Annotated in this window: 31 protein-coding genes and 1 pseudogene; 11 read left to right on the forward strand and 21 right to left on the reverse strand. The window is 71.3% G+C overall.

The window, feature by feature from the left end; all coding sequences use genetic code 11:
• The first annotated feature begins 26 nt into the window (after positions 1–26).
• Both OHA65_RS07425 and OHA65_RS07430 read left to right on the forward strand, forming a co-directional pair.
• Entirely contained in the window at positions 27–551 is a 525-nt protein-coding gene (locus OHA65_RS07425; RefSeq protein WP_327282335.1) for a DinB family protein, read from the forward strand.
• Between the two features lie 107 nt (positions 552–658).
• A complete protein-coding gene (locus OHA65_RS07430; protein WP_405761590.1) occupies positions 659–1,225 on the forward strand; it encodes a hypothetical protein in 567 nt (188 codons plus the stop codon).
• 50 nt (positions 1,226–1,275) lie between these two features.
• Here OHA65_RS07430 and OHA65_RS07435 read toward each other — a convergent pair whose 3' ends face one another.
• The 8 genes from OHA65_RS07435 to OHA65_RS07470 form a co-directional block, all read right to left on the reverse strand.
• Complete coding sequence (locus OHA65_RS07435) at positions 1,276–1,845, reverse strand: hypothetical protein (RefSeq protein WP_405761593.1); 570 nt, start codon at positions 1,843–1,845, stop codon at positions 1,276–1,278.
• 50 nt (positions 1,846–1,895) lie between these two features.
• The gene (locus OHA65_RS07440) at positions 1,896–2,564 is read right to left on the reverse strand and encodes a uracil-DNA glycosylase (RefSeq protein ID WP_327286029.1); all 669 of its coding nucleotides are present in this window, start codon (positions 2,562–2,564) and stop codon (positions 1,896–1,898) included.
• Between the two features lie 123 nt (positions 2,565–2,687).
• Positions 2,688–4,271, reverse strand: a complete 1,584-nt coding sequence (locus OHA65_RS07445; protein WP_327282337.1) for an ABC transporter substrate-binding protein — start codon at positions 4,269–4,271, stop codon at positions 2,688–2,690.
• Between the two features lie 152 nt (positions 4,272–4,423).
• Complete coding sequence (locus tag OHA65_RS07450) at positions 4,424–5,194, reverse strand: SDR family oxidoreductase (RefSeq protein ID WP_327282338.1); 771 nt, start codon at positions 5,192–5,194, stop codon at positions 4,424–4,426.
• 21 nt (positions 5,195–5,215) lie between these two features.
• Complete coding sequence (fabG, locus tag OHA65_RS07455) at positions 5,216–5,977, reverse strand: 3-oxoacyl-ACP reductase FabG (protein WP_327282339.1); 762 nt, start codon at positions 5,975–5,977, stop codon at positions 5,216–5,218.
• A gap of 168 nt (positions 5,978–6,145) precedes the next feature.
• Positions 6,146–6,529 (reverse strand): DUF3037 domain-containing protein, encoded by a 384-nt coding sequence (locus tag OHA65_RS07460; RefSeq protein WP_327282340.1) that lies wholly within the window; start codon positions 6,527–6,529, stop codon positions 6,146–6,148.
• A complete protein-coding gene (locus tag OHA65_RS07465) occupies positions 6,526–7,365 on the reverse strand; it encodes a HipA family kinase (RefSeq protein WP_327282341.1) in 840 nt (279 codons plus the stop codon). Before OHA65_RS07465 ends, OHA65_RS07460 begins: the two co-directional genes overlap by 4 nt.
• An 18-nt stretch (positions 7,366–7,383) precedes the next feature.
• A complete protein-coding gene (locus tag OHA65_RS07470; RefSeq protein ID WP_327282342.1) occupies positions 7,384–8,004 on the reverse strand; it encodes an isochorismatase family protein in 621 nt (206 codons plus the stop codon).
• A 76-nt stretch (positions 8,005–8,080) separates the two neighbouring features.
• Here OHA65_RS07470 and OHA65_RS07475 point away from each other — a divergent pair, with 76 nt between their 5' ends.
• Positions 8,081–8,539 carry a pyridoxamine 5'-phosphate oxidase family protein gene (locus OHA65_RS07475; RefSeq protein ID WP_327282343.1) on the forward strand — a complete coding sequence of 153 codons (459 nt, stop codon included), beginning with the start codon at positions 8,081–8,083 and terminating at the stop codon, positions 8,537–8,539.
• A gap of 4 nt (positions 8,540–8,543) precedes the next feature.
• On the opposite strand, the gene OHA65_RS07480 is transcribed toward OHA65_RS07475, so the two are convergent.
• Positions 8,544–9,446 carry a LysR family transcriptional regulator gene (locus OHA65_RS07480; protein ID WP_327282344.1) on the reverse strand — a complete coding sequence of 301 codons (903 nt, stop codon included), beginning with the start codon at positions 9,444–9,446 and terminating at the stop codon, positions 8,544–8,546.
• 74 nt (positions 9,447–9,520) lie between these two features.
• Here OHA65_RS07480 and OHA65_RS07485 point away from each other — a divergent pair, with 74 nt between their 5' ends.
• A complete protein-coding gene (locus OHA65_RS07485; RefSeq protein ID WP_327282345.1) occupies positions 9,521–10,453 on the forward strand; it encodes a DMT family transporter in 933 nt (310 codons plus the stop codon).
• Between the two features lie 18 nt (positions 10,454–10,471).
• Here the strand turns inward: OHA65_RS07485 and OHA65_RS07490 are convergent, their stop codons facing one another.
• From OHA65_RS07490 to OHA65_RS07500, 3 genes are read right to left on the reverse strand one after another with little or no spacing between them, the layout of a single operon-like run.
• On the reverse strand, positions 10,472–10,909 hold the full coding sequence (locus OHA65_RS07490) for a hypothetical protein (RefSeq protein ID WP_329312969.1): 438 nt from the start codon (positions 10,907–10,909) through the stop codon (positions 10,472–10,474).
• A complete protein-coding gene (locus OHA65_RS07495) occupies positions 10,909–11,121 on the reverse strand; it encodes a hypothetical protein (protein ID WP_329312971.1) in 213 nt (70 codons plus the stop codon). Before OHA65_RS07495 ends, OHA65_RS07490 begins: the two co-directional genes overlap by 1 nt.
• Positions 11,122–11,131: 10 nt before the next feature.
• The gene (locus tag OHA65_RS07500; RefSeq protein WP_327282348.1) at positions 11,132–12,463 is read right to left on the reverse strand and encodes an aminotransferase class I/II-fold pyridoxal phosphate-dependent enzyme; all 1,332 of its coding nucleotides are present in this window, start codon (positions 12,461–12,463) and stop codon (positions 11,132–11,134) included.
• 37 nt (positions 12,464–12,500) lie between these two features.
• On the opposite strand from OHA65_RS07500, the gene OHA65_RS07505 reads away from it, so the two are divergent.
• Complete coding sequence (locus OHA65_RS07505) at positions 12,501–13,202, forward strand: pyridoxamine 5'-phosphate oxidase family protein (RefSeq protein WP_405755071.1); 702 nt, start codon at positions 12,501–12,503, stop codon at positions 13,200–13,202.
• On the opposite strand, the gene OHA65_RS07510 is transcribed toward OHA65_RS07505, so the two are convergent.
• Both OHA65_RS07510 and OHA65_RS07515 read right to left on the reverse strand, forming a co-directional pair.
• Positions 13,184–14,182, reverse strand: coding sequence for a DMT family transporter (locus OHA65_RS07510; RefSeq protein ID WP_405761598.1), 999 nt, complete (start codon positions 14,180–14,182; stop codon positions 13,184–13,186). The genes OHA65_RS07505 and OHA65_RS07510 overlap by 19 nt on opposite strands.
• A gap of 163 nt (positions 14,183–14,345) precedes the next feature.
• Complete coding sequence (locus OHA65_RS07515; RefSeq protein ID WP_327282350.1) at positions 14,346–15,317, reverse strand: EamA family transporter; 972 nt, start codon at positions 15,315–15,317, stop codon at positions 14,346–14,348.
• A gap of 171 nt (positions 15,318–15,488) precedes the next feature.
• Between OHA65_RS07515 and OHA65_RS07520 the strand changes: the two genes are divergently transcribed.
• Positions 15,489–15,917 (forward strand): SRPBCC family protein, encoded by a 429-nt coding sequence (locus OHA65_RS07520; RefSeq protein ID WP_327282351.1) that lies wholly within the window; start codon positions 15,489–15,491, stop codon positions 15,915–15,917.
• An 84-nt stretch (positions 15,918–16,001) separates the two neighbouring features.
• On the opposite strand, the gene OHA65_RS07525 is transcribed toward OHA65_RS07520, so the two are convergent.
• The 4 genes and pseudogenes from OHA65_RS07525 to OHA65_RS07540 all read right to left on the reverse strand — a co-directional run bounded on the left by OHA65_RS07525 (position 16,002) and on the right by OHA65_RS07540 (position 18,363).
• A complete protein-coding gene (locus tag OHA65_RS07525) occupies positions 16,002–16,622 on the reverse strand; it encodes a PadR family transcriptional regulator (RefSeq protein ID WP_327282352.1) in 621 nt (206 codons plus the stop codon).
• A gap of 206 nt (positions 16,623–16,828) precedes the next feature.
• A pseudogene (locus tag OHA65_RS07530) lies at positions 16,829–17,179 on the reverse strand (TnsA-like heteromeric transposase endonuclease subunit); the annotation flags it as partial.
• Between the two features lie 15 nt (positions 17,180–17,194).
• Positions 17,195–17,320 (reverse strand): hypothetical protein, encoded by a 126-nt coding sequence (locus OHA65_RS07535; protein WP_329312976.1) that lies wholly within the window; start codon positions 17,318–17,320, stop codon positions 17,195–17,197.
• 179 nt (positions 17,321–17,499) lie between these two features.
• Positions 17,500–18,363: a LysR family transcriptional regulator gene (locus tag OHA65_RS07540; protein ID WP_405755079.1), complete on the reverse strand. Its 864-nt coding sequence runs from the start codon at positions 18,361–18,363 to the stop codon at positions 17,500–17,502.
• 92 nt (positions 18,364–18,455) lie between these two features.
• Here OHA65_RS07540 and OHA65_RS07545 point away from each other — a divergent pair, with 92 nt between their 5' ends.
• Positions 18,456–19,190, forward strand: a complete 735-nt coding sequence (locus tag OHA65_RS07545) for an SDR family oxidoreductase (RefSeq protein ID WP_405761602.1) — start codon at positions 18,456–18,458, stop codon at positions 19,188–19,190.
• Between the two features lie 203 nt (positions 19,191–19,393).
• Complete coding sequence (locus tag OHA65_RS07550; protein ID WP_327282356.1) at positions 19,394–20,179, forward strand: hypothetical protein; 786 nt, start codon at positions 19,394–19,396, stop codon at positions 20,177–20,179.
• 11 nt (positions 20,180–20,190) lie between these two features.
• On the opposite strand, the gene OHA65_RS07555 is transcribed toward OHA65_RS07550, so the two are convergent.
• Entirely contained in the window at positions 20,191–20,784 is a 594-nt protein-coding gene (locus OHA65_RS07555; RefSeq protein ID WP_405761604.1) for an MBL fold metallo-hydrolase, read from the reverse strand.
• Positions 20,785–20,887: 103 nt separating this feature from the next.
• On the opposite strand from OHA65_RS07555, the gene OHA65_RS07560 reads away from it, so the two are divergent.
• The gene (locus tag OHA65_RS07560) at positions 20,888–21,832 is read left to right on the forward strand and encodes a helix-turn-helix domain-containing protein (protein WP_327286031.1); all 945 of its coding nucleotides are present in this window, start codon (positions 20,888–20,890) and stop codon (positions 21,830–21,832) included.
• A gap of 77 nt (positions 21,833–21,909) precedes the next feature.
• Positions 21,910–22,728 (forward strand): PhzF family phenazine biosynthesis protein, encoded by an 819-nt coding sequence (locus OHA65_RS07565; RefSeq protein ID WP_405761606.1) that lies wholly within the window; start codon positions 21,910–21,912, stop codon positions 22,726–22,728.
• A 16-nt stretch (positions 22,729–22,744) separates the two neighbouring features.
• On the opposite strand, the gene OHA65_RS07570 is transcribed toward OHA65_RS07565, so the two are convergent.
• Together OHA65_RS07570 and OHA65_RS07575 are read right to left on the reverse strand one after the other, a co-directional pair.
• Entirely contained in the window at positions 22,745–23,584 is an 840-nt protein-coding gene (locus OHA65_RS07570) for a CPBP family intramembrane glutamic endopeptidase (RefSeq protein ID WP_405761609.1), read from the reverse strand.
• Positions 23,585–23,644: 60 nt separating this feature from the next.
• On the reverse strand, positions 23,645–25,180 hold the full coding sequence (locus tag OHA65_RS07575; RefSeq protein ID WP_327282359.1) for a glutamate-cysteine ligase family protein: 1,536 nt from the start codon (positions 25,178–25,180) through the stop codon (positions 23,645–23,647).
• Positions 25,181–25,674: 494 nt separating this feature from the next.
• On the opposite strand from OHA65_RS07575, the gene OHA65_RS07580 reads away from it, so the two are divergent.
• Positions 25,675–26,295: a hypothetical protein gene (locus tag OHA65_RS07580; protein WP_327282360.1), complete on the forward strand. Its 621-nt coding sequence runs from the start codon at positions 25,675–25,677 to the stop codon at positions 26,293–26,295.
• Positions 26,296–26,460 lie beyond the last annotated feature (165 nt).

The following is a 26,460-nucleotide window of genomic DNA, read 5'->3' on the forward strand; positions in this document are numbered from 1 at the left end:
GGGCCGGGTTCGCCGAGGATGTCGGCATGACCACCACCAACGGATCCCACCGCACCGAGCCCTCCACCACCGCGAACGAGCGGGAGATGCTGGACGGCTGGCTCGACTACCACCGCGCCACCCTCGCCTGGAAGTGCGAGGGGCTCGGGGACGAAGAGCTCGGCCGCACCGCCCTCGCCCCCTCCGAACTGAGCCTCATGGGCCTCGTACGGCACATGGCGGAGGTGGAGCGGTACTGGTTCCGGGAGATCATGCTCGGCGAGGACCTTCCCGAGCTGTACTCCACGCGGGAGGACCCGGACGGAGACTTCCGCATCGGTCCGGGGGACACCTGGGCCGAGGCCGAACAGACCTGGCGGACCGAGGTCGAGCTGGCGCAGCGGGCCTCGGCGGGCCGCTCGCTGGACTTGCTCTCGGATCCCGCGAGCCACCGCCGCGGCGAGACGTTCAGCCTGCGCTGGGTCTACACGCACATGATCGAGGAGTACGCGCGCCACAACGGGCACGCGGACCTGCTGCGCGAGCACATAGACGGCGCCACGGGCGAGTGACGCCGCGACGGCGTGCGCGGGTGTCCGGCGGATGCCCGTCACCCGTGCGGGGTCAATATCGGCTCCGGGTTTTCGCAACGGGGTCCTCGCACAGCAGAGTTGCGCGAGTGCATCCAACCCGAACCACGACGAAACTGCTGCTCGGAGTCGCCTGTGCCGTCTCGGCCGTCTCCGGCTGCGTGCATGTGACCCCCGCCCCGATGCAGCCGGCGGGCGCCCCCGGCACCGCTGCGGCGCTGCCCCGGCACGTGCCGCGCGGCGGGCCGGCGGCTGCGCCGGTGGAGGTCCAGGCGCCCGCCCTGGAGGCGCTGAAGGCGGTGCCGGGCCGGTCCGCGCAGCCGGCGGCCCCCGCCGGCGGCCGGCAGTCCGCTCCGGGCGGCGCGGCGGTGCCGGCGATCCCCGCGGGCGGTGCGGCGGACCCGCTGGCCGCAGGGCCCTCACGGGCCGTCCCGCCGGTGCCCGACATCCCGGAGCCGCGCCGGCCCGCGAGACGCGCCTCAGCGGGCAAGGACGGCCACCGGAACCCCTCGGGGCCGGAAGCGGAGGTGCCGCGCGAGCTGATGAAGGAGCTCCCCGTCCGGCCCTCCGACGTGTGCGCCCTGGGCCGCCGGCACGGCCGCTGGCACCCGGACAGCCCGGAGGCCCGCATCTGCGGGGGCGTCCAGGGCGGCTGAGCGCCGAGGGCGCCCACCGGCGAACAGCCGGGCGACCGGTCCGGCCGGGCCTAGGGGTGCTGCTCCGGGAACGGTCGGGGCTCCCCGCCGGGTTCTGCCGCGAGGCGGCGCTCCAACCGGGCGATGGCGGCCCGTACGCCGTTCCCGTACCCGTCGTCGGACAGGGCACCGGTGGCGGCCCGGGCCCGGGCCAGGTGCAGCCGCGCCGCGTCGGTCCGCTGGAGCTTCACGTAGTCCGCGGCCAGGTTGAGGTGCAGCGACGGGTAGAACACGCGCACGGCCGGGTGGGGTTCGTGCTGCGCGGGCAGCCCGTCCCGCAGCCCGTGCCCGAGCCCGTCGGCGGCGGTCAGGGCCCGCAGGTCCCAGGCGAGTTCGTCGGCGGGGTCGTCCTGCGCGTCGGCCATGTAGTGCGCGAGCGTGCAGCGGTGGAGGGAGTCGCCGTCCTCGCCGATATCGGACCAGATCTCGCCGAGGCGGTTGCGGGCCTCCTCGCGGTCACCGGCGTGCAGCAGGATGACGGCCTGGCCGATCCTGGTCATGACGGCGTCCTCCGACGCCTCCTGCTGCTCCGCCACGGCGGCCTCCGGCTCGCTCTGCCAGACCTGCTCCGGTCTGGTCATCACGACGCTAACCGGACGCACCGGCAATGGCGCCGAGGCGCGGTGGGGCGTCAGCCCAGGTCCGGGATCCGCCAGTCGATCGGCGCATGGCCCTGGGCCGCGACGGCCTCGTTGATCTGCGTGAAGGGCCGGGAGCCGAAGAACTTCTTGGCCGACAGCGGGGAGGGGTGGGCGCCCTTGACGACCACGTGCCGCTCCTCGTCGATCAGCGGGAGCTTCTTCTGGGCGTAGGCGCCCCACAGAACGAAGACGGCCGGGTCGGGGCGGTCCGCGACGGCGCGGATCACCGCGTCGGTGAACTTCTCCCAGCCCTTGCCCTTGTGCGAGTTGGGCTCGGCCTCGCGGACGGTGAGGACCGCGTTGAGCAGCAGGACGCCCTGCTCGGCCCACGGCATCAGGTACCCGTTGTCCGGGACGGGCGTGCCCAGCTCAGCCTGCATCTCCTTGTAGATGTTGCGCAGCGAGGGCGGGGTCTTGACCCCGGGCTGCACGGAGAAGCACAGGCCGTGGCCCTGGCCGGCGCCGTGGTAGGGGTCCTGGCCGAGGACCAGGACCTTCACCCGGTCGAAGGGAGTGGCCTCCAGGGCTGCGAAGACCTGCTCTCGGGGCGGGTAGACCGGCCCGTTCGCCCGCTCCTTCTCGACGAACTCGATGAGCTCTTTGAAGTAGGGCTGGTCCAGCTCGTCGCCGAGGACGGGGAGCCAGGACTCGGGCAGCATCTGGGTCACGTCTACAACCTCCGGTACAAGTTCGTGCAACTGCTTGGTGCAACAGCTCAGAACCTACCGGGGGCCACTGACAACGCCTCACCGCGGGCGCCCTCCGGGCGCCCGCGGCAGGGGTCACCAGCTGGTCTTGCGCTGCAGCTCCCACATCTGGAAGACGGTCTGCGGGTCCAGCGCCCGCTCGGCGCCGGCGATGTCCTCACGGGCGGCGACGTAGAGCTTGCCCTGCCACAGCGGCAGCAGCCGGACGTCTTCGGCGAAGATCTGCTGGGCCTGCTCGAACTCGCGGACGCCGGCCGAGCGGTCGCTCTCGCGGCGGGACTTGGGCAGCAGGTCCGTGAGGATCTGGGTGGGCTCGTACGGGGTGCCGACCGCGTTCTCCTTGCCGACGAACGGCGCGATGAAGTTGTCCGGGTCCGGGAAGTCGGGGAACCAACCGCGGCCGAAGACCGGGTACTCGCCGTTCTTGTAGCCGACCTGGAAGACCTTCCAGGGCTGGCCGCGCAGGGTGATCTTGAAGAGCTGGCTCTCGTCGAGCTGGCGCTTGAGCTCGGTGAACTCGTCGGCGGTGGAGGCGCCGTAGCGGTCGGTGGTGTACCAGAAGGTCAGCTCGACCGGCTGGGTGATCCCGGCGTCCCGGAGGATCTTCTTGGCCTTGTCGACGTTGGCCTGGCCGTACTTGTCGTAGAACGGCGTCTTGTGACCCACCACACCCTTGGGGACCATGGAGTACAGCGGTTCGGCGGTGCCCTGGTAGACCTTGGAGACGATCGCGCCGCGGTCGACGACCTGGGCGATGGCCTGGCGCACCGCGAGCTTGGCGACCTGCGGGTCCTTGGGGTTGAAGACCAGGTAGCGGATCTCCGCGCCGACGTTCTCGACGACCTGGACGCCCGCCGAGTGCGAGGCGGGGGTCTGCAGGTCCTTGATCTCCGGAGCCGACAGACCGCGGTAGGTGGCGTCGATCTCCTTGCCCTTGAGCGCGGCGATCATCTTGGTGGAGTCCGTGAAGTAGCGGATGGTCACACCGTCGTTGCGCCGGTTCGCGAAGCCGTTGTAGGTCCCGTTCTTGCCGAGGACGGCCTCGCTGCCCTCCTTGTAGGAGTCGAGCACGAACGGGCCGGAGCCGGTGACCTTGCCGTCCTCGCGGACCTTGTCGGCCGGGTAGTCCTTGGGCGCGACCAGCGAGGCGGCCGGCGAGCCGAGCACGAAGGGGAACGTGGCGTCCGGGGTGTTCAGGTGGAACACGACGGTCAGCGCGTCAGGGGTCTCGATCTTGTCCAGGCTGGCGAAGAGGCCCTGCGGACCGGTCTGGGAGTTGATCGTCTTGATCCGGTCGAGCGAGTGCTTGACGGCCTTGGAGTCGAGCGGCTCCCCGTCGGAGAACTTCAGGCCCTTCTTCAGGGTGCACCGGTACGACTCGTTCGCCGAGTCGGTGAACTCGCAGTTCTGGGCGGCGTCGGGCTGGGGCTTGGTGGAGCCCGTGGGGAACGCCAGCAGGGTCTGGTAGACGTTCCGGTACAGCTCCCAGGAGCCGTCCCAGGCCGCGGCGGGATCGAGGGTGCTCGGGGCGCTCGTCGTGCCGACGACGATTCTCTTCGCGGCCTCACTGCTGTCGTCCGAAAGCAGGCCGCATCCGGCGAGCAGGGATATGGACGCAAGGGCCGCAGTGATCTGCAGGCATCTGGTCCGGATGAACACGTGCACGCTCCTCGATCAGCCAGGGGTGCGGCAGACCCTACCGCAGTGCCTCACAAATCCAATGGGCAGGTTTCATGTGACACTTGACCGATTTCGTGCATATTAGGTACGCATTTGCCTCCCCTCAGGAGGCAAATGCGTCCGATTATCGATCAGTGCACTCCGGCATTGAGGAACATTCCTCCGTCCACGACCAGAGTTTGGCCCGTGATCCATTCCGCTTGTGCAGATGTAAGAAAAGCCGCCGCCCCGCCGATGTCCTCCGGGAGCCCCAGCCGGCCGAGCGGATAGGCGGCCGCGGCCTCCTGCTCCCGGTTCTCGTAGAGGGCCTGCGCGAACTTCGTCTTGACCACCGCGGGGGCGATCGCGTTGACCCGGACCCCGGGCGCCATCTCGTGGGCGAGCTGGAGGGTGAGGTTGACCATGGCCGCCTTGCTCATCCCGTACGCGCCGATGAAGGGCGAGGCGGAGACGCCGGCGATGGACGCGATGTTCACGATCGCGCCGCCGTTCTCCTTCTGCCAGGCGTGCCAGGTCCGCTGGGCGAACCCGAGCGCCGAGATCACGTTGGTCTCGAAGACCTTGCGCGCGACACCGAGGTCCAGGTCCGCGATGGGGCCGAAGACCGGATTGGTTCCCGCGTTGTTGATCAGGAAGTCGACCCGGCCGAAGGCCTCCATCGTCCGCTCGACCGCGACGGCCTGGTGGGCCTCGTCGTGCGCCTTGCCCGCGACTCCGATCACCCGGTCGGCGCCGAGCGCCTCGACGGCCTCCTTGAGGGCGTCCTCGTTGCGTCCGGTGATGCACACCCGGTCGCCGCGGGCGACGAGCGCCTGCGCGATGCCGTAGCCGATGCCCCGGCTGGCTCCGGTGATCAGCGCGACCTTACCGCTGTCCACCGTGTTCGTGCTGTTGTCGGTCATGAGCCTGCACCCTGCCTCTCGTCAGTTGAGCGGGCCGCCGGCCACGTACATGACCTGGCCGGAGACGAAGCCGGCGGCCTCGCCCGTGAAGAAGGCGATCGCGTTGGCGATGTCGTCCGGACGGCCGACGCGCTGGACGGGGATCTGGGTGGCCGCGGCGGCCTGGAAGTCCTCGAAGCCCATCCCCACGCGCGCGGCCGTCTGCGCGGTCATCTCCGTGACGATGAAGCCGGGGGCGACGGCGTTGGCGGTGACGCCGAACTTGCCGAGCTCGATGGCCAGGGTCTTGGTGAAGCCCTGCAGGCCGGCCTTGGCGGCGGAGTAGTTGACCTGCCCGCGGTTGCCCAGTGCCGAACTGCTGGAAAGGTTGACGATGCGGCCGAACTTGGCCTCCACCATGTGCTTCTGACAGGCCTTCGACATCAGGAACGCACCGCGCAGGTGGACGTTCATGACGGTGTCCCAGTCGTTCTCGCTCATCTTGAAGAGCAGGTTGTCGCGGAGCACGCCCGCGTTGTTGACCAGGATGGTCGGGGCGCCCAGGACGCTCGCGACGCGCTCGACGGCCGCCTCCACCTGCGCCGCGTCGGAGACGTCGCAGCCGACCGCCAGGGCCTTCCCGCCGGCCGCCGTGATCGCCTCGACGGTGTCCTTGCAGGCCGCCTCGTCCAGATCGAGTACGGCGACCGCGCGGCCCTCGGCGGCCAGGCGTACGGCGGTGGCCGCGCCGATGCCCCGGGCCGCCCCGGTCACGATCGCGACGCGCTGCTCGGTGGTGGACATGGTGGATCTCCTCGCCCTCGGAATCCTCGACAGCGGCTCCTCATTGGTGAGCAACCGCTTAGTAGCTTCAGCTGAGGAGACGCTAGGAGCCCTGGCACCCGGTGTCAACGGCACCGGGCCCCAGGGCTCTCCAGGTCGTGGCGGCCACCGTAAGGATCTTCGTACGAATCAGCGGACCAGCAGGTCGAGCAACCTTTCCACCTCGGCCTCCGGGTCGGCCGTCAGGCCCGTGTGCACCGGCCCGGGCTGCACCACCGTGCTGCGCGGGGCGATCAGCCAGCGGAACCGGCGTCCCGCGTCGTCACCGGCCGCCTGGCCGGCCGACTCGCCGCCGGTGCACACGCCCTGCACGCCGTGCAGGGCGGCGCGCACACCGGCCACGTCGGCCCCGGGGTCCAGGGCGAGGAGCTTGGCCTCGTCCAAGTGGGTGCGCGCGGCCACGTACGAGCGCGCCCGGCAGTAGACGATCACACCGGCGTTGAAGCACTCGCCGCGCTCCATCCGGGGCACCACGCGCACCAGCGCGTACTCGAACACGTCCCGCTTGGTCACTCGCTGTCGCTCTTGTTCTTCCGGGGGCGGGGGTCGAGGCGGTCGGCGAGCCAGCCGGGGGGACCCGACCGGGGCTTCACCTCCGCTTCCATCGAGATCCTCTCGTGGATCGTGGCCGCGCGCGGCAGCAGCACCTCCACGTAGGCGCGGCGCACCCCGTCGGTGGAATCGAAGCCGGGCTCGTCGACCAGCCACTCGTCGGGCACGTCGGCGACGACCTCTTCGAGCAGCTCCCGCGTCACCAGGGGCGCGAGCGCGGCGGCGGCCGCGGCGACGTCCGGGCCGACCGGGGCCAGGACGTGGTCGGAGGCGTTGTACGGCTTGGCCGCTGCGCTCTCGGCGGTGGGCCAGTTGTGGTGCCAGATCATGGTGGCGCCGTGGTCGATGAGCCAGAGGTCGCCGTGCCAGACCAGCATGTTCGGGTTGCGCCAGGACCGGTCGACGTTGTTGATCAGCGCGTCGAACCAGACCACGCGCCCCGCCTCGGCCGGGTCCACCCGGTACGCGAGCGGGTCGAAGCCGATCGACCCGGGGAGGTAGTCCATTCCGAGGTTGAGTCCGCCGCTGGCCTTCAGCAGTTCCTGGACCTCCTGGTCGGGCTCGCCGAGCCCGATCACGGGGTCGAGCTGCATCTGCACCAGCCGCGGGACCCGCAGGCCGAGGCGCTGCGCCAGGCGCCCGCAGACGACTTCGGCGACCAGGGTCTTGCGCCCCTGGCCGGCTCCGGTGAATTTCATGACGTAGGTACCGAGGTCGTCGGCCTCGACGATCCCCGGGAGCGAGCCGCCCTCACGCAAGGGCGTGACGTAGCGGGTCGCGATCACTTCGGACAGCATCCGCCCAGGTTACGGGGGTCAGCGCGCGGGAGCCCACTGTGCGAGGAGGGCTTCGGCCGTGGTGACGGTCGCGACGAGGGCAAGGGAGTTGCGGATCACCTCGGCGGTGTAGGCGGCGGGCACCCCCGCGATGGCGTCGGACGGCACGACGACCCGGTAGCCGAGGTTCACTGCGTCGAAGACGGCGTTCGGGATCGCGATGTTCGAGGACACTCCGGCGACCACGAGCGTGCGGACGCCGAGGTTGCGCAGGAGGGCGTCGACGTCGGTGCCGGCGATCGGCGAGAGGCCGTGCAGCCGGCGGACGACCAGGTCATTTTCGGCCACCTCGATGGGGGCCGCCACTTCCACCGCCCGACTCCCGGACAACTGTCGTACGGGCAGCTTCCCGGCGGCCCGGAAGAGTCGTGCGTTGGCGTTGGCCGCCAGCCCGTCCGGCCGCTGCTCGGCTATCGCGTGCAGCACCTGTACGCCGGCTGCGTGCGCGGCGTCGACCAGTGCGGCCACCCGCCCCAGCATCCCCGAGTCCCGGGCTTCCTTCGCGAGTTCGGGAAGCGCGCTCTCCTCGCCGACGACGCCGTTCTGGCACTCGACGGTGAGCAACGCGGTGGTGGTGGGATCGAGTTCCGGTTGCGGCATGGCTCCCCCTGGCGTGACGACCGTCGATCCCGCATGATTCCTGACAGTCAGTCAGATGTGAAGGGGTGCGGGACGGATGGACGGATCACAGCGGCGGGGCCGCCGCATCATGATGACCGACGCGGAAGTGGACGTCTTCCTGCGCGAGCAGCGCACCTGCCGGGTGGCGACCGTCTCCCCGGACGGCCGCCCGCACGTGGGCGCCCTGTGGTTCGCCTGGGACGGCACCTCACTGTGGCTGTACTCGATCACGCGCAGCCGCCGCTGGTCGGAGCTGCGGGGGGACCCGCGGATCTCGGTGGTCGTGGACGCGGGCGAGGCGTACGACGAACTGCGGGGGGTCGAACTCTCCGGCAGCGCCGTCTTCGTGGGCGAGGCCCCGCGCACGGGCGAGCCCTGTCCGGAGCTGGCCGAGGTGGAACGACTGTTTCCGGCCAAGAACTTCGGCATCGAGGAGATGCCGCACGACGGCCGCCACGCGTGGATCCGCCTCACCCCGGAGTCGGTCGTCTCCTGGGACTTCCGCAAACTGTGAGCGGCTAGAGCACCTCGGCGGCCGCCTGGCGCAGGGCCTCGACGGCGGCCCTGATCGAGGGCCGCCGGTCGGCGTCCGCCCGCCAGACCACGTACACGTGACGGCGGACGGAATCGCTCACGGGCAGCAGCCTGACCCCCGGCGGCACCGGGCCGCGCCCGAGCCGGGGGGCCACGCACACCCCGAGTCCGGCCTCCACGAAGGCCAGCTGGGTGTGGTGCTCCTCGGCGATGTGCGCGATGCGCGGCTCGATACCGGTTCCGCGCAGGGTGTACACCAGCCACTCGTGGCAGAACTGGCCCTCGTTCCAGGAGATCCAGTCGTCGTCGGCGAACTCGGCGAGGGTGATCCGGTCGCGGTCGGCCAGCCGGTGGCCCACCGGCACGGCGATGTCGCAGGAATCGTCCAGCAGGTGCTTCCGCGTGAGCTCGGCCGGCACCGGCATCCGCTTGTTGTGCCAGTCGATGGCCAGGGCCAGGTCCAGGTCTCCGCGCACGACCGCGGCCATGCTCTCCTCGGGCTCCTGCTCCCGGACCAGGGGCCGCAGTTCGGGGTGCTCTGCGCGCAGCGCGGTCAGCGCCTGGGGCAGCAGTCCGCGCATGGCGGTCGGGAAGGCGCCGATCCGCAGCTCTCCGACGGCGCAGCCGCGCCGGGCCTCCACATCGGCCTGGGCGAGCTCCACCTGGGAGATGATCCGGGCCGCGTGGTCGGCGAGCAGCCGTCCGGCGTCCGTGAGCCGGACCCCGCGGCCGTTCTTGGCCAGCAGCGGCTGGCCGACCTCCCGCTCCAGCTTGGCCATCTGCTGGGAGACGGCGGAGGTGGTGACGTGGAGCCCGTCGGCCGCGCCGCTGACCGAGCCGTGGCGGGCGAGGGCATCGAGGGTGCGCAGGCGCTCCAGGTTCAACATGTAAGCGATGCTACGCCGTCACTACGAAGAAATCTCGCTTGTCCTACGTAGTTGAGCGGAGCAGAGTACACCTCATGAGCGCACCCACCACCCCACGCCCCACTCTCTCCCCGCCGGCCGCCCCCACCCGGACCGCCCGGGTGGACTGGCGCATCCGCTTCGCGATCCTCTCGGTGGTCTGGGGCTTCAGCTTCCTGCTGATCAAGGTGGGCACGCAGGCGTACGCCCCCTTCCAGGTCGCCCTCGGCCGGGTGCTGTTCGGGGCGCTCGCGCTGCTGACCGTGCTCCTGGTCCGCCGCGAACCGCTCCCCCGGGGCCGCCGCACCTGGGCCCACCTGGCCGTGGCGGCGCTCCTGCTCAACACCGCCCCCTTCTCCCTGTTCTCGTACGCCGAGCTCAGCATTCCGTCGAGCCTGGCCGGGATCTGCAACGCCACCTCGCCGCTGTGGGGCATGGCGCTGTCGATGGTGGCCCTGTCCGAGGACCGCCCGACGCGGCGCCGTTTCGCCGGCCTGGGCCTGGGCTTCCTCGGCGTCCTGACCGTCCTCGGCGCCTGGCAGGGCTTCTCGGGCATCGACGCGAAGGGCACCGCGCTCGCCCTGCTCGCCTCGCTCTGCTACCCGATCGGCTGGATCTACGTCCGGCGCACGCTGGCCTCGGTCCCGAGCTCGCCGGTGGCGCTGACCGGCGCGCAGCTGATGCTCTCCACGCTGCAACTACTGGCGGTCAGCGCCGCGTTCACCTCGGCCCCCACCTCGTTCCCGCTCTGGCCGACCCTGTCGGTGATCGCGCTCGGCGCCCTCGGTACGGGGATGGCCCTGCAGATGCAGTACGGACTGGTTTCCGAGGTCGGCCCGACCACGGCCCAGATGGTCACGTACTTCATCCCGGTCATCGCCACCACGGCCGGCGTCGCGCTCCTCGGCGAACAGCTCCACTGGAACACCCCGGTGGGCGCGGCGATCGTCCTGGCCGGAGCCGCCCTGACCCAGACCCGCCGCCGCTAGCGCGCGCGACCCGGCCGCCTACCCGCAGTCGCCGAGGACCGACCCCGAACCGTCGGGCGTGTACGCGGCCCACAGCACGAACAGCTCCAGCAGGATCGCCACGACGTTGAGCAGAGCGACGACGAAGGCCAGGAGCCCCGGCCAGGTGTCCCAGATCCGGACCCCGCAGCGCCGCCGGATCCACCGGGCCAGCAGCAGGCAGACGACCACGGCCGACAGACCGAGCACCGGTCCCGACCACGCGGCGACGTGCTCCATCTTCGGGAAGGGCATGTGCCGACAGGCTGCCTGCTGCCGGTCGACCCAGTCCCCGTGGATGAACTGAACCCCGTAGGAACTGACCACTCCCAGTGCGGCCAAGACCGGCACGAGCAGTGCCGTGATCGCCATGCCGGGTGTGACGTGGCGCTTGCGCACGGTGTCGTGGAGCTCGGCGGTGGAGGGAGAGGTTTCCATCAGTACCAATTCGGGTGCGGTCGGACGATGTGGATGCGCTGCTCGCCGTGGTTCCTGGTGGCGATGCGTTCCCGGCTGTCCAGGCTCACGTTCTGCCACGAGCCGGTGTGCTGGGTCAGCTTGATGTCTCCGTCAGGGGTTATCGAGGTCACCACGGCGGCGTGGTAGATCTCCCCCTGCGGTTCGTCCGGGTCGGCAGCGACCTGCTCCATTCAGAGCCGGTCAGTCGAAGCGGGCGCTCGTCGTGGGGCGGGTCGAGGCGGTCACCGCGGCGGCGAGGGAGGGCAGTTCGTCCAGTGCCAGTCCCGACACCGTGATCCGGATGCCCGGCCCCGACTCCACCCGGAACCAGCCGCCCGGGGCCACCGCCCAGCCCGCGGCCAGGAGCCTCGTCACCGCGGCCGTCTCATCGGCCACCGGCACCCACACGTTCATCCCGGTGCGGCCGTGCGCCACCACCCCCCGTTCCCGCAGGGCCGCGACCAGGCCGTCCCGTCGCTCCCCGTAGGAGCGGGCGACCGCCGCCCGGTCCACCACGCCGGAGGTCCACAGTTCGACCGTCGCGTACTGGAGCAGCCGGCTCACCCATCCCGGGCCCAGCCGCTGCCGCCCCCGTACCCGGTCCAGGGTCACCGCGTCGCCGGTCAGCACCGCCAGGCGCAGGTCCGGCCCGTACGCCTTGGCCGCGGACCGCACCAGCGCCCAGTGCCGGGTCACCCCGCCGAGCGAGTGCAACGGCAGGTCGACGATGCCGTGCCCGTGGTCGTCGTCGACCACCAGAACCTCCGGATACCTGGCCAGGACGGCGCGCAGCTCCGCCGCCCGGTCACCGCTCACGGCCGCCCCGGTCGGGTTCTGCGCCCGCGACGTCACCAGCAGGGCCCGCGCACCCTCCGCGAGGACCCGTTCCACCGCCGCGGCGACCGGCCCGTCGTCGTCCACCACCACCGGCACCACCCGAAGTCCCAGCGCCGCCGCGAGGTCCAGCACGCTCCCCCACCCCGGGTCCTCGACGGCCACCGCGTCCCCCGGTCGCAGGTGCGCGCCCAGGACCCGCTCGATCCCGTCCAGCGCGCCCGAAGTGACCCCCACCGGCCCGACGGGAACGCCGTCGGCATCGAGGTCGGCGCGGGCCAGCCGCTCCAGCTCCGGCACCACCGGATCGTCCCCGTACAGCGTCGGCGCCTGCGCGTACCGCCGCGCGGCCCGGGCCAGGGCCTCGTCCAGGGCGGGAAGCAGCCGGACGTCCGGGTTCCCGGACGCGACGTCCCGGGTGCCGGGCGGAACCGCCATCCGCAGTTCGTCGCGCGGCGCGCTCGCGGGTCGGCCGCGCACCCGGCTGCCGCGCCGCCCGTCGGTCTCGATGACCCCGCGCTCGCGCAGCGTCCGGTACGCGGCGGCCACGGTGTTCGGGTTCACCCCGAGCACACCCGCGAGCTCGCGCATCGGCGGCAGCAGCGCTCCGGGCACGAGCGCGCCCGATCCGATGCCCGCCTCGACACTCGCCGCGATATCCGATGCGCGGCTCCCTGTGATCCGGTATTCTCCTAGCACAAAACCAAGTATGCACTAGTACAACGGAGCGCGCATCATGACCGCCACCACCGACACGCAAGAGATGCCCGGGCGGAACGTACCGAGCGGCGGCTACGAGCCCACGGAGCGCACCGTCCCGAGCCGCTCCCGCGAGCGGGCGCGCTACGACCGCGAGACGGTCCACTCGATACTCGACCAGGCCTACGTCTGCCACCTCGGCTTCGTCCGTGACGGCGCCCCGGTGGTCCTGCCGACCCTCTACGGCCGGGTCGGCGAGACCTTGTACGTCCACGGCTCGACCGGCTCGCGCCCGCTGCTCGCCGCCGGCAAGGCGGACCCGGGACTGCCCGTCTGCCTGACCGTGACGCACGTGGACGGCCTGGTGTTGGCCCGGTCGGCCTTCAACCACTCGATCAACTACCGATCGGTGATCGTGCACGGCACCGCCTACCAGGTGACCGACGAGGACGAGTGCCGGATGGCCCTCGACGCCCTCGTCGACCACGTGGTCCCGGGCCGCTCGGCCGACTCCCGGCCCGCCAACGCCAAGGAGCTCGCCGCCACCGCGGTGATCCGGCTGGACCTGCGCGAAGTGTCGGCGAAGATCCGTACGGGCGGCCCGAACGACGAGCCCGAGGACATGGGCCTTCCCTACTGGTCGGGCGTGGTGCCGGTCGCACCGGTCCACGGGACCCCGATCCCGGCCGACGACCTGGCCCCCGGGATCGCCACCCCGGACTACCTCGCCGCGCTCTGAGCCTCACGGGGGGACCCGGAGGACGCTGATGACCCGGAAGCCTCACGGGCGGCTCGGACCACCGGCCCGCCCGTGGGCCTGCGCGCCTCGGCCGCGATCAGCGCACCCACCGCGGTCAGCAGCAGTACGGTGCCCAGCACCACGGCGCCGGTCAGCCGCTCGCCGAGCAGCAGCACGGCGATCACCGCGGCACTGACCGGCTCGATGAGCATGATCACGGACACGGTGGCGGCCCGTACCGCGGCGGCTCCGGTGAAGTACAGCGCGTACGCCAGGGCCGTCGGCACGGTGGCCACGTACACCAGTAGCCAGAGCACCCGCCCGATTTCGGCGGTGTGCGGCAGCAGCCCCTCGGCGGCGGCGAGCGGCAGCAGGCACACCGTGCCCACCGCGACCGACCATGCGGTGGTGATCAGCGGGTCACCGCCCGCCCCGCGCCGCCCGAGCCAGCGGGCCCGCAGGGTCATCCCGGCGTACCCGGCGGCCGACAGCAGGGCCCAGCCGACGCCCAGGGGCCGCACCTCGCCGTCCCCGCCGCCCAGAACGAGCACGGCGAGCCCGGCAAGCGCCCCGACGACGGCGGCCGTGCCGCCCCGGCCGAGCCTCTCGCCCATCCAGTAACGCCCCCCGACCGCGATCAGCACCGGCCCGGCGCCGAGGGTGACCACGGTGCCGACCGCGAGGCCCGTCTCGCGCACGGCGCCGAAGTAGGCGGCCTGGAAGAGCGTGAACATCAGGCCGGTCCCGATGAGCGATGCCACCGACGGCCGCACCGCCGCCGCTCGCCGGGGCCTGCGTACGGCGAGCACCCCGAGCAGCACCACCAGCCCGCCGGCGCACCGCCAGAAGGACAGGGCGAGTGGGCCGAGGTCAGTGGCCAGGAAGAGGAGGGAGGCGGCCGCTCCGGCAGTGCCCCAGGCGGCTCCGGCGACGACGAGGTACAGCAGACTGCGCCCTGAAGCGGGCGAAAGGTTCGACACGAGTGTGCTCCGCGGATGCGTGAAGGATGAGGGGGGAAGGTCATCTCTTCGCGGGCAGCGCGGACCCGCCCGGGAACTGCCCGGGCCGGGTCTTCGTCAGGGGGCGGCTGCCCGCGGCTACGCGGCCGGAGGCGGAAGCACGGTCGAATGCATGGTCGCCACCCTAGGCCTTCGTCGTCTCACCGTCCAGAACGGCCGGTTCCGGATCCGCCGCCCCCGGCGGGGTCGGTCGCGCGGTCTGCGCGATGAGGGCCCCGCCCAGCACCAGCGCACCGCCGACGATCTGCGGGGTCGACAGGTACTCGCCCAGCAGGATCCAGGCGAAGACGGTGGCCACGACGGCCTCCATGCAGGCCACGACACCGGCCACCTGGGGCGAGAGCTTGCGCACCGAGACGACGCCGGTGAGGTACGCGAAGGCGGTCGCGATCAGCACCACCCAGGCGAGCAGCACCCACGCGGGCACCATCAGGTCCCCCATCGCGGCCCGCCCCGCCAGCACCTGCCAGTCGATGTTCCAGGGCCGGGCGATCACGGTCATCACCAGTGCGCCGATGAGCATGCCGTACGCGATCACGCCGATCGGGTCGGGCACGTCGCCCTCTGCGCCGCCCTCGGTGCCGTGGTCCGCGAACACGAAGTAGAAGGCCTGGCAGCAGGCGGCGGCGATGCCGAGCAGCACGCCGAGGGGGTCCAGGCTCAACCCGGACCAGATCTCGACCACGCAGGCCAGCCCCACCACGGCGACGGCGGCACCGGCCGCGGCGGCCCGGGTCACCGGCTTGCGCTGCACGAAGCGGATCCAGCCGAGCAGCAGCGCCGGGCCGAGGTACTCCAGCAGCAGGGCAACGCCGACCGGGATCCGGGACAGGGAGGCGAAGTAGAAGGCCTGCACGCCCGCGACGGCGACGAGGCCGAAGCCAGCGAGCAGCAGGGGCTTGCGCAGCAGGAGCCCGCGGTGGCGCCAGGCCAGCGGGGACAGGACCAGAGCCGCCCCGGCCACCCTGAGCCAGACCATGTGCAGCGGGTCCAGCCCCGCCTCGATCAGCGGCTTCGCCGCCACTCCCGAACCGCCGAACGCGAACGCCGAGACGAGGGCGAGGCCCAGTCCGACGTTTTTCCCTGTCGCTTGCATCGGGCCATCATGGCAGGGCCGGTCAGCACCGTCACAGGCGTGACACCTGTTGAGACGGTTCCGAGACCGGACGTGACCGCACTGACTATTTCTGACAGGTCGTCAGTATTGAATGTTCCGTCCGCCGGGGCTACGTTCCGCCGCACGTACCCGACGAGAAGGGGTGGTCGCATGGCCGAAGTCACCGCGGAATCACGCATCGAGGCGTCCGCCGCGAAGGTCTGGGCCCAGCTGACGGACTGGGCGGCGTACGGCGAGTGGAGCATGACCCACACCAATTTCCCCAAGGGCGGCCCCGAGACCCTCGCGGTCGGGACGACCTTCGAGGAGAACATGAAGATGATGGGCTTCCCCGCCGAAGTCGCCTGGACCATTTCCGAGCTGGAGGACGAGCGCGTCTTCGCGATCACGGGCAAGGGCCCGATGGGCGTGGCCATCCTGACCCGGTACACCCTGGTGCCGGACGGTGGCGCCACCACGGTCCGCATCGACGGGGAGTTCAACGGGGCCGCCGTCTCCCTGATGGCGGGCAAGCTCAAGGACTCGGCGACCGCCGCCCTGAACGAGTCGCTCCGCAAGCTTGCCGGCCTGGTCACCTGACCCGCTCCCCCGGCGGGTGCGCGAATGCGGCGGCGCGCCCCGCGAGAGGACTCGCGGGGCGCGCCGTTCGGTCGGCCGGCCGACTCAGTGCTCGTCGGCCAGGATCAGGTAGAGCTTCTTGCGGGCGTCGTTGACGACGGCGAGGGCCTTCTCGCGCTGCTCGGCCGAGCCGGTCTTGTAGACCTGGCCGAAGGCCTCGAACAGGCCCATCCCGGCCGCCCGGACCTCCTGCATCGCCTCGAAGTCGAACCCGCGCCCGGCGTCGGCCCAGGGGGCCTCGGGACCGGACTCGGCCTCGGTGCGGCCGGCGTCGGTGAGCGTGAACAGCTTCTTGCCGCCCTCGCTCTCGCTCGCAATGAGCCCCTCGTCCTCAAGCAGCTGGAGGGTCGGGTAGACCGACCCCGGGCTGGGCTTCCAGGCCCCGCCGCTGCGCTCGCCGATCTCCTGGATCATCTCGTAGCCGTGCATCGGGCGGTCCTTGAGCAGTGCCAGGATCGAGGCGCGCACGTCTCCGCGCCGAGCCCGGCCGCGCGGTCCGCCGCGGCCACCCCGCCCGCCGAAGGGTCCGCCGCCGAAGGGCGGTCCGAACGGTCCGAAGGCGGCGCGCAGCCCCCTGAACTCCTCCCGACGATCGGGCCCGCAGTGGCCGTGGCCCCGTCCGTGCTCGTGTCCGTGGTCGTGACCGTGCTGTCCGTGTGAACGCATGACTGCGCTCCTTCCGTCTGTTCGTTTCCATGTCATCGCTGCTGCGATGCTTCAACTATCGCTGACCCATCGCGATGCGTCAACGATATATCGGAAACTTCTTCAGCGAACGACACGAGAAGGCCCGTCGGCTGACCTGCGCCAGCGAAGCCGGGCTGCTTGTCACCGAAGTTGGGCCGACGGCTGTTTGTGTCACCGAAGATGAGTCACTGCACGGTTCGTGCCAGTGGAGTTGAGCCGATGGCGAGCTGTGCGGTCGCGGAGTTCCGCCGGCAGGGCACCTTCGTGCGCTCGGCCGTGGTGAAGGACTCCCGGGTCTCCTCGTCCAGCTCGTCCTCGGCGCGGACGTCGACGACACGGGCCCGCCCGTCGGCGAGCCGGACGAAGTAGTCGGGAGCATGCCTGCGCTGTCGGACCCCGTCGTGCCAGTGCAGCCAGAACGGCTGCGCGGCGATGGCGGTGACCTGTGAGTCTCGGTCCAGCAGGACCAGCCGGTCCCGCTCCAGCCACGACTCGTAGCCGACGTGATCCCGTACGGTCACCGAGTGGTACCAGCCCGCGAAGCCTCGGCCTTACTTGTGCCAGGTGAACGCGCGGACCGGCTCCAGCGCCTCGAACCGGACATCCCAACCCGTCTGCAACAGCTGACGCCTACGTACCCCATCGACGTAGAGGTCCAGCTCAAAGCCACGGAGCATGCGATCTGGTGTGCACCGTGGTGTCCCGTCTCAGGCGATCCGGTCCCTGCCTCAAATGATCTGGTTCGATTCGCTCGCCGTCCCAGATGCTCTGGTCCCGCGGGTCTGCTTCTTCGGTCTCGCCGGCCCTGGTGGCATCTGAGCCGTTCCGGGTGCTGACCGATGGGGGCAGGAGCTGGTCATAGTCGTGCGGCCGTGCGGATCAGGCCGGCCAGGGCGAGGGAGCGGCTGTGGGCGGGCCAGGCGATGTGGGTCACGACGGGAGGCGCGTCGGTCAAGGGAACGGCCGTGTGCTCGGCCCACAGCCAGGAGCGGGCGGAGTCGGGGACGACCGCCACGGTGCGTCCGAGGGCAATCAACTGGGCCAGTTGCGTCTGGTTGTGGATCTCGGGGCCCGGGCCGGGTGCGTAGGTGCCGTGGGTGGGCCAGCGGGCGAGCGGCAGATCGGGGACGTCCCTGACATCGGCCAGGGACAAGGTCTCGCGGGCGGCGAGGGGGTGCCCGGCAGGCAGGACGGCAACCTGCCCCTCGGTCGTCAGTGCCTCGCTGTCGAACCCGGCGAGGGAGTTCCACGGCGTGTGCATGAGCGCGACATCAGCGCGTCCGTCGCGCAGCAGCTCTTCCTGCTCGGAAATGCCGCACGGCAGCACCTCGATCTCGGCGCTGTCGGGCTCGGCCGCGTAGGCGTCGAGGAGTTTCCGCAGCAGTTCGTGGGACGCGGCGGCCTTCACCGCGAGGACCAGCCGACCGCGGGGACCGCCAGGGCTGTCGGCACCGCCGGCGCGCCGGGTGCGGCGAGCGGCGGCAGCGGTCGCGTCGAGGGCCGCCCGGCCTTCGTGCAACAGCACCTCTCCGGCACCGGTCAGGCGGACGCCACGGCGGTTGCGCTGCAGCAGGCAGACCCCGAGGCGCCGTTCGAGCTGCTGGATCGCCCGCGACAGCGGCGGCTGGGCCATGCCGAGACGCTCGGCGGCGCGCCCGAAGTGCAGTTCCTCGGCGACGGCCACGAAGTACCTCAGCTCGCGGGTCTCCAGGGTGTCCACGGCCGCAGCATACGCGGTGATACCCGGCAGGTATGACAGGACACCGTATCGGTGTTGGCCGCGCCACTCGTCCGCGAGCCAACATCATCAGCATGAGCGAAACGAAGATCGCGCTGGTGACCGGCGCGAACAAGGGCATCGGGTACGAGATCGCGGCCGGGCTGGGCAGCCTCGGGTACCGCGTGGGCGTGGGAGCCCGCGACGCCGCCCGACGCGAAACCGCCGTCGGGAAGCTGCGCGCCGCCGGTGTGGACGCGTTCGGGGTACCGCTGGACGTGACCGACGACCAGAGCGTCACTGATGCCGCGGAACTGATCGAACGGCTGGCCGGGCGCCTGGACACCCTGGTCAACAATGCCGGCATCTCGGGCGAGATGGACCCCGGGTGGGTGCAGGACCCGACCGTGCTCGACCTGGAGGTGCTCCGCACGGTCGTGGATACCAACGTCATGGGTGTCGTCCGGGTGACCAACGCGATGCTGCCACTGCTGCGGCGCTCGGCCTCGCCACGCATCGTCAACGTCTCCAGTAGCGTCGGCTCCCTGGCCCGGCAGGCGGACCCGGACATCGAGATCCCGATCATGGCGGCCTACGCGCCGTCGAAGTCGTTCCTCAACGCCCTCACCGTGCAGTACGCCCGGCAGTTCGCCGATACGAACATCCTGATCAACGCCGCCTGCCCGGGCCTGGTCGCGACCGATTTCACAGGCTTCCAAGGGCCCCGCACTCCTGAACAGGGCGCGGCCACAGCGATCCGGCTCGCCACCCTGCCCGACGGCGGCCCGACCGGTTCGTTCTTCGAGGACGACGGCGTCGTCCCCTGGTGATCACGAGCCCGCCGTGAATCGACGAGGCTCCGGTAGGTCCACGAAACGGTGAGGAAGGACCAGATCGACTGAGACAGCGTCAGGCATCTGCCCGACAGGGACCAGACCGTCGGAGACGGGACACGTGGCGTGGCGGCGACAGAGCCCCAGCGCCCTCGTCTACGACGGCTGTATCCACTCGCGCTTCTGGCTAGTCTGCGGGCATGACGGAGCACCCCGGGTTCGGCGCGATGCTCGCGTGGCTGCTGGACCACAGAGAGCTCGGCGCGCAGGAATTGGCCGCCCGCACTGAGCTGAACGCAGACGAGGTCCGCGCAGTGCTCGCAGGAGATGGCCCCGGCGAGGAACTGCTCCGGCGGCTTGCGCCCGCACTGGGTTTCCACGCCGTCGATCTGTTCATCCTCGCGGGGCTGGCGGTCCCGGATGACATGGCGCCATTGGACGCCGCGGCCGCGATGTGGGTGAAGAACACGGTGACGGATGCGGTGCGTCTCCCCGCCGCGGAACGCCGTGAACTCCTGCAGCAGATCCGCTCAATGCCGCAGGAGGAACGGCGTTCCAGCTTCGCCCCGAACCCGCTCATGCCCCTCGCGGGAGGCCCGGGCGCTTGGGTCATCCGCATGCTCCAGTACCGCAACCTGAACTGGTCGGGAATGGCGAAGGCGCTTGCGTTCGTGACGCCCACGCCCACGTACCTGTCGGCAGCCACTTACGGTGTGATCGGCTCTGGTCGCAAGGAGCTGACCCCGCGCTTGGTGACGGACTTCGCTGCCCTGCTGGGGATCGATGCCCGCGACCTGGCGGCGGTGACGGGCGTCATTCTGCGTGAGGTACCACCGCCTCCGGCCTCGGAGGTCATGGACACCGCAGCGCTGCTGTGGGAGGCACGACGTCTGTCCGCCGAGCAGGCACGACACGTCTGCGAGCTCGCACGTTCCGCGCGTGGAGACTTCCGCGACGCGCACCTCATGGAACTGCCCGGAACCTGAGACCTGCTGACTTAGCGCGGGGTGCTGTCGTCGGCCTCGAACGGGCCGCCGTGGCCCGGCACGATCAGGTCCGCCGCGGCCAGCACCCGCAGGCGGGAGGCGCGCAGTACCTCGCGGTCCGAGGCCACCGGGTCGTCCGCCGGGCCGTCCGCGTGCCACCACAGGTCGCCGGCGAAGGCGACCACGCCGGAGTCCGTGCCGGCCAGCAGCGTGATGTCCTCGGCGCTGTGGCCCGGGGTACGGATCAGCCGTAGCGACGGGGTGAGTTCGTAGCCCTCCGCGTCCCGGTTCTTCCACTGGTCGCCCAGGTACTCCACCTTGTGGTCGTGCACCCGGGCCCGTCCGAACAGGCCCACGTTCATGGTGTTGTCCGGGTGGTGGTGGCTGAGCACCACGTCGGTGATGTCGTCGGGGCCGAGGCCGAGCTCCGCGAGCGGGGCGAGGATGTCTTCGCGGCTCGCCACCATGCCCGGATCGAAGATCACGTGTCGTCCTGCGTCGTGTACGTAGGAGACGGTGGCGGCGACTCCGGGGCCGGTGGAGCCGACGTATCCGGTGGTCAGAACCTTGAATGCGGCGCTGCGGCCGAGCGGTGCGTCTGTCATGGCCCCAATTCTTGCGAGCAGGCCGATCGTGCACGAGTGGCACTGATGCCACTGATCGCAGGATTGGTGCCACGCGTGCCACACTGCACGGGTGCCTCCCTTCATGACGGTCGCCGCGTACACCCCGCCCGGAGTCGGCATGCTCGCCGTCGGCATCGTCACCGAGGTCTTCGGCCCGCACGGCGAAGCACTGCCCGGATTCGACTTCGCGCTGTGCACCGACCGGCCCGGGCCGGTCCCGACCGATCTCGGCGTGCCGCTCACCATCGCGCACGGCCTGGACCGGCTCGCCTCGGCCGATCTGGTGATCGCCCTGCCGTGGGCCGGCTTCCGCACACCGCCCGCTCCCGCCGTGCTCGATGCGCTGTCGGCCGCGCACGAGCGGGGCGCACTGGTCGCGGCCCACTGCGTCGGCTCTTTCGCGCTCGCCGCCGCCGGACTGCTCGACGGCCGTCGCGCCACCACCCACTGGCGGTTCGCCGAACTGCTCGCCCGCCGCCACCCCGAAGTCACCGTCGAACCCGACGCCCTCTACATCGATGAGGGGAGCATCATCACGGGCGCGGGAGCCGCCGCCGGCTTCGATCTCTGCCTGCACCTGCTGAGGCGGGAGTACGGGGCCGCGATGGCCAATGCCGTGGCCCGGGACGTGGTGCTGCCCTCCCACCGCGACGGCGGGCAGGCGCAGTACCTGGCCGCCCCTGTCCCCGAAGACTGCCGCGACGAGCGTCTCACCGAGGTCCTCGCGTGGGCCCGCGAGAACCTCCACGAGCCGCTTCCCGTCGCGGAACTGGCCCGGCGCGCCGTGATGAGCAAGCGCTCCTTCGCCCGCCGCTTCACCGCCGCCACCGGCACCACCCCCCACGCCTGGCTGCGGGGCCTGCGGCTGAGCAGCGCCGAGGAACTGTTGGAGACCACGGACCTGCCGGTCGAGGAGATCGCCCGCCGTGTCGGCTACGGAAGCGCGGCCGTCCTGCGCGAACAGTTCGTGCGCCGCCGGGGCGTGCCGCCCCGCTCGTACCGCCGCTCCTTCACGAACGTGCCGTGACGGACACGGGGCCGGCCGGGCCAGTCGTCGCGGATTGGCATTTGTCGACGGTCGCGGGCGAGTCCTACGGTCGGCGGATGCGCCTCCGAATCGTCGACGCCTTCACCGACCGCCCCTTCCGCGGAAACCCCGCCGGGGTCCTGCTCCTCGACGGGGAGTTCCCGCCGGACGCCTGGCTCCAGCAGGTCGCCGCCGAGGTCAACCTCTCCGAGACCGCCTTCGCCCACCCACTGCAGCCCGGCGGGGACGCCGACTGGGCCCTGCGCTGGTTCACCCCGTCCGCCGAGGTCGACATGTGCGGCCACGCCACGCTCGCCACGGCGCACGTGCTCGCGACGAGCGGCCTCGCCCGGGGGCTGACCCGGTTCTCCGCGCGGTGCGGCATCCTCACCGCGGAGGCCGCCGGGGACGGCACGATCACGATGGACTTCCCGACGTCCTCCCTCACCCCGGCCCAGGCGGACCCCGCGGTCCAGAGCGCCCTCGGCGTCCCGATCCGGTCCGTCCACGACACGTCCGAGCACATCGGCGACCTGCTGGTCGAGCTGGCGGACGAGCGGACGGTACGCGAGCTCACCCCCGACATCGCCGCCCTGCGCGGCTACGCCCACCGCGGGGTGATCGTCACCGCGGCCGCCGAGGACCCCTCCCGCGGCTACGACTTCGTCTCCCGCGGCTTCTTCCCGGCCTTCGGGATCGACGAGGACCCGGTCACCGGCAGCGCCCACACCGCTCTCGCCCCGTTCTGGGCCGCCCGGCTGGGCCGTACCTCGCTCGTCGGCCTACAGGGCGGAGCGCGCACGGGACACGTCGCGGTCCGGCTGGCGGGCGACCGTACGCTCCTGACGGGCCACGCGGTCACCGTCATCGACGGCGAACTGCTCACCCGCCCCTGACGGGCGACCGGGAGGCCTACGGTGTCGGCAGCCAGCCGACCTTGCCCGCGAGCAGCGCGTACCCGCCGAAGGCCACGATGTCGAGCAGCGCGTGCGCGACGACGAGCGGTCCCACCCGGCCCCAGCGGCGGTACGCCAGGACGAAGACGACGCCCATCACCATGTTGCCGATGAAGCCGCCGATGCCCTGGTAGAGGTGGTACGAGCCGCGCAGCACCGAGCTGGCCAGCAGCGCGGCCAGGGGGGACCAGCCCAGCTGACCGAGCCTGCGCAGCAGGTAGGCCAGCACGATGATCTCCTCCACGACAGCGTTCTGCACCGCGGAGAGGATCAGCACGGGGAACTTCCACCACACGTCGGGCAGCGCCTCCGGCACGACCGTGAGGTTGGCCCCGCTCGACCGCGCCACCAGGTAGAAGGCCAGCCCCGCGCTCCCGATCCCGGCCGCGACCAGGGCTCCGCGCGCCAGGTCCCAGCCGGGCCGGGTACGGTCGAAGCCCAGCGCCCGCAGCCCCGGCACGCCCTCCCGGGTCAGCAGGTGGGCGACCAGCAGCACCGGCACCAGGGCGGTGCCGATGCCGAACAGCTGCCAGGCCAGGTCCAGCCAGGGCCGGCCGGGGGCATGCGAACCGTTGAGCGTGGCGGCCTGGTCCTTGAGGCCGCCCGGCTTGGTCAGCGAGCCGATGAAGCTGATCAGCGAGGCGACGGCGCTCGCTCCGAGCGAGAGCGCCAGCACGAGCAGCGTCTCGGTGCGCAGGACCCCCCGCCCGTTCTCGGGGTGCAACGCCTTGACCACCGGCTCCGGCTCCGCCCGCACGTCCGACTCCCGTTCCGCCGTTCCGCTTCGTCCCCCCATACTGCCTCTTCGGCGGGGGAACCGGATCACCGGACCGGGAACGCACGCGCAGCGGCCGTTTCAGCGCCGCACCGGCACCGGGGCGCTCACCTCCTCGTCCGCCAGTCCGACCGGCCAGGTGTGCACGGGATCGCCCTTGTGCATCAGCTCGCTGTAGCGCCGGGTGATCGCGGCCAGGGCCGCGTCCCGCCCCATCCCGGAGGCGAGCGCCCGGTGGTAGGTGTCCACCTGCCAGGTCGCGCCGTTGACCCGCCGCTGGCAGCGTTCCTCGATGATCCCGAGGTAGTGGTCACGGTCGGCGGGCTCGATGCCCCAGGCGTCCAGGCCGGCCGCCGCCATCGGCAGCAGCTCGTCCAGGACCAGGCGTACGGCGGACACGCTGGCCAGCCCGCCGCCCCGGCCGCGGCGCGGCCAGCGCAGCCGCGCGTCGATCCCGTACCGGCAGGCCGCGTCGAAGTTGGCCTCGGCCTCGGCGAACGGCAGCCGCGTCCACACCGGGCGCGGCTCGTCGGCGAGCGTGCGGACCAGCCCGTAGTAGAAGGCGGCGTTGGCCACCACGTCGGCGACGGTCGGGCCGGCCGGCAGCACGCGGTTCTCCACCCGCAGGTGCGGCATCCCGTCGGCGACCCCGTACACGGGCCGGTTCCACCGGTAGACCGTGCCGTTGTGCAGGACGAGTTCCTGCAGGCTCGGGACTCCTCCCTCGGCGAGCACGCGCAGCGGTTCCTCCTCGTCGCAGATGGGCAGCAGGGCGGGGAAGTACCTGACGTTCTCCGCGAAGAGCTCGTACGCCGACTCCACCCAGCGCTCCCCGAACCAGGTCCGGGGCCGTACCCCCTGGGCCTGGAGTTCAGGGGGGCGGGTGTCGGTGGCCTGCGTGAAGAGCGGCGGCCTCGACTCGCGCCACAGCTCGCGCCCGAACAGGAACGGCGAGTTGGCGCCGACGGCTATCTGTACGGCGGTGACCGCCTGCGCCGCGTTCCACACGTCGGCGAACCGGGCCGGCGTCACCTGGAGGTGCAGCTGTACGGAGGTGCAGGCGGCTTCCGGGACGATCGACCCGGTGCTCCAGGTGAGCCGCTCCACCCCGTCGATGTCGAGCACGAAGTCCTCGCCGCGCATCATCAGGATCTGCTCGTTCAGCAGCGAGTAGCGGTCCACCGCGGAGAGGTTGGCGGTGACCAGGTCGGCCCGGGTGATCGTGGGCAGGATGCCGATCATCACCACGCCGGCGTCGATCTCCGCGGCCTGGCGGTGGGCATAGCCGAGCCCTGCACTCAGTTCCTCGGCGAGCTGGTCGAATACCCGGCCGCCGAGCCGGTGCGGAAGGACGTTCACCTCCAGGTTGAACATTCCGAGTTCCGTCTGGAAATCCTGGCTCGCTATACGCTCCAGAACCTGGGCATTCACCATTCTCGGCAGCCCGTCGGCACCCGCCAGATTCAGCTCGATCTCCAGCCCCATCATGTTCTTGGGACGATCGAACCTCTTCTCCGCCAGAAGCCGCTCCAGCCCCTCCAGGCACTCGTGAAGCTTCCTCCGGTACTTCTGCCGATCGGACAGGTCGAATCCGCCCGCCACGACCTTCTCCCCCATCGAAGCTTCCCTCCTCGAATGGGCCTGGCTTGTGACACCCAGGCGCGCATGTACGGTCGATGATGCCCCGGAGGCGTGATCGATAACGCCGCGGGGGTGTGCATGGCGGGGAGCGCGCGCCGGTTTGGCCGAAGGGCGCTATGGCACATTCACTTGGCAAGGCATCTCATGCAAATTCCGCATGCGTTTTGCCGGTTCCAGATAATGGACGCTTTCCAGCCGAGCCCCTGTCCGGTAACCTCCGAGGTCAGCGCGACTTGTTCGCGCGCAACCGGCATGAAAGCCATGTCAGCGGGACCGGTAAGCGACTTGTCGGCAATAGGCGGGACAGCTAGCCGAAACACTGCGTGAACACATGTCGTATAAACTCCGCAAACGAGGCAGAGAGTTGGCGCGCGGCCATTGCCCCTCAGCCCCCCTCTGGCCCCAGAATGCGACAGCGCCGTCCGCACCTGCCCCGTTCCACAGGTCTCCCAAGTGAGAGGCGACCCACCATGCCGCTGCATGTCCCTCCGGCTCCCGCGCCCGCCCTGCGCAGCGTCCTCGCGGCACTCGGTTCCCCCACCGCCGTCCATGAGGCGCACACTCCGGCCCTGCGCGCGCTGCAGGGTCCGATGACCGCCGAACTACCCCTGCCGGTCCACGTCCTCGACCGGCTGAACATCTCCCAGCTGGCGGCGGGGGGCCGCCCACCCCGCACCCGGCTGACCGCCTGGCGGTTCCTGATCCGCAGCGGCGACCGCTACGTGGCCGCCGCGGACACCCGGCTGACCCCGGACGGCTGGGTCTTCTCCCATTTCTTCGAGGGCCCCTACGTCGCGGCCACCGAACGCGCCCTGCGCCAGGCGGAGTCCCTCGGCAAGAACTACCAGCCGCGGCTGCTCTCCGTACCCGAGCTGTACATGATGACGCTGTGGCTGCACGGGGCGGTCGGCGCCGACGCCTCCGCCGGGCTGCCGGCCCCCGCGGATCTCCTGGTGCCACTGGCGCCGGCCCCGCCCGGCATCGCCCCGTACCGGCCGCACCCGGTGTCCGAACTACTGCCCGTGATGACGCACCGGCTCACTCCGCCGAGCCCGCCGGTCCCGCCGTCACTGGCCGCGCCGGCCGCCTGAGCGGGGCCCGAGGGGGCTGCGAGGAGGGTCTGCGCGGTGTCTGAGCAGGTGCGTTCCGGGTCGCTGGCCCGTACGACCCATTCGGCCTAGCCCACTCGGGCCACCAGCGAACCACCCGAAATGACAGGGGAGTTGACCTGAACCGCCCGCACGAGTGATGCGTCA

The sequence above is a fragment of the Streptomyces sp. NBC_00045 genome, assembly GCF_045041095.1.
Lineage (GTDB): Bacteria > Actinomycetota > Actinomycetes > Streptomycetales > Streptomycetaceae > Streptomyces.

Coding starts and splice junctions, on each gene's coding strand:
- OHA65_RS07425 (WP_327282335.1), top strand. CDS start 27: ATGACCACCACCAACGGATCCCACCGCACCGAGCCCTCCACCACCGCG.
- OHA65_RS07435 (WP_405761593.1), bottom strand. CDS start 1,845: ATGACCAGACCGGAGCAGGTCTGGCAGAGCGAGCCGGAGGCCGCCGTG.
- OHA65_RS07440 (WP_327286029.1), bottom strand. CDS start 2,564: ATGCTGCCCGAGTCCTGGCTCCCCGTCCTCGGCGACGAGCTGGACCAG.
- OHA65_RS07450 (WP_327282338.1), bottom strand. CDS start 5,194: ATGACCGACAACAGCACGAACACGGTGGACAGCGGTAAGGTCGCGCTG.
- fabG (WP_327282339.1), bottom strand. CDS start 5,977: ATGTCCACCACCGAGCAGCGCGTCGCGATCGTGACCGGGGCGGCCCGG.
- OHA65_RS07465 (WP_327282341.1), bottom strand. CDS start 7,365: ATGCTGTCCGAAGTGATCGCGACCCGCTACGTCACGCCCTTGCGTGAG.
- OHA65_RS07470 (WP_327282342.1), bottom strand. CDS start 8,004: ATGCCGCAACCGGAACTCGATCCCACCACCACCGCGTTGCTCACCGTC.
- OHA65_RS07475 (WP_327282343.1), top strand. CDS start 8,081: ATGGACGGATCACAGCGGCGGGGCCGCCGCATCATGATGACCGACGCG.
- OHA65_RS07480 (WP_327282344.1), bottom strand. CDS start 9,446: ATGTTGAACCTGGAGCGCCTGCGCACCCTCGATGCCCTCGCCCGCCAC.
- OHA65_RS07485 (WP_327282345.1), top strand. CDS start 9,521: ATGAGCGCACCCACCACCCCACGCCCCACTCTCTCCCCGCCGGCCGCC.
- OHA65_RS07490 (WP_329312969.1), bottom strand. CDS start 10,909: ATGGAAACCTCTCCCTCCACCGCCGAGCTCCACGACACCGTGCGCAAG.
- OHA65_RS07495 (WP_329312971.1), bottom strand. CDS start 11,121: ATGGAGCAGGTCGCTGCCGACCCGGACGAACCGCAGGGGGAGATCTAC.
- OHA65_RS07505 (WP_405755071.1), top strand. CDS start 12,501: ATGACCGCCACCACCGACACGCAAGAGATGCCCGGGCGGAACGTACCG.
- OHA65_RS07515 (WP_327282350.1), bottom strand. CDS start 15,317: ATGCAAGCGACAGGGAAAAACGTCGGACTGGGCCTCGCCCTCGTCTCG.
- OHA65_RS07520 (WP_327282351.1), top strand. CDS start 15,489: ATGGCCGAAGTCACCGCGGAATCACGCATCGAGGCGTCCGCCGCGAAG.
- OHA65_RS07525 (WP_327282352.1), bottom strand. CDS start 16,622: ATGCGTTCACACGGACAGCACGGTCACGACCACGGACACGAGCACGGA.
- OHA65_RS07535 (WP_329312976.1), bottom strand. CDS start 17,320: ATGCTCCGTGGCTTTGAGCTGGACCTCTACGTCGATGGGGTACGTAGG.
- OHA65_RS07545 (WP_405761602.1), top strand. CDS start 18,456: ATGAGCGAAACGAAGATCGCGCTGGTGACCGGCGCGAACAAGGGCATC.
- OHA65_RS07550 (WP_327282356.1), top strand. CDS start 19,394: ATGACGGAGCACCCCGGGTTCGGCGCGATGCTCGCGTGGCTGCTGGAC.
- OHA65_RS07555 (WP_405761604.1), bottom strand. CDS start 20,784: ATGACAGACGCACCGCTCGGCCGCAGCGCCGCATTCAAGGTTCTGACC.
- OHA65_RS07560 (WP_327286031.1), top strand. CDS start 20,888: ATGACGGTCGCCGCGTACACCCCGCCCGGAGTCGGCATGCTCGCCGTC.
- OHA65_RS07565 (WP_405761606.1), top strand. CDS start 21,910: ATGCGCCTCCGAATCGTCGACGCCTTCACCGACCGCCCCTTCCGCGGA.
- OHA65_RS07570 (WP_405761609.1), bottom strand. CDS start 23,584: ATGGGGGGACGAAGCGGAACGGCGGAACGGGAGTCGGACGTGCGGGCG.
- OHA65_RS07575 (WP_327282359.1), bottom strand. CDS start 25,180: ATGGGGGAGAAGGTCGTGGCGGGCGGATTCGACCTGTCCGATCGGCAG.
- OHA65_RS07580 (WP_327282360.1), top strand. CDS start 25,675: ATGCCGCTGCATGTCCCTCCGGCTCCCGCGCCCGCCCTGCGCAGCGTC.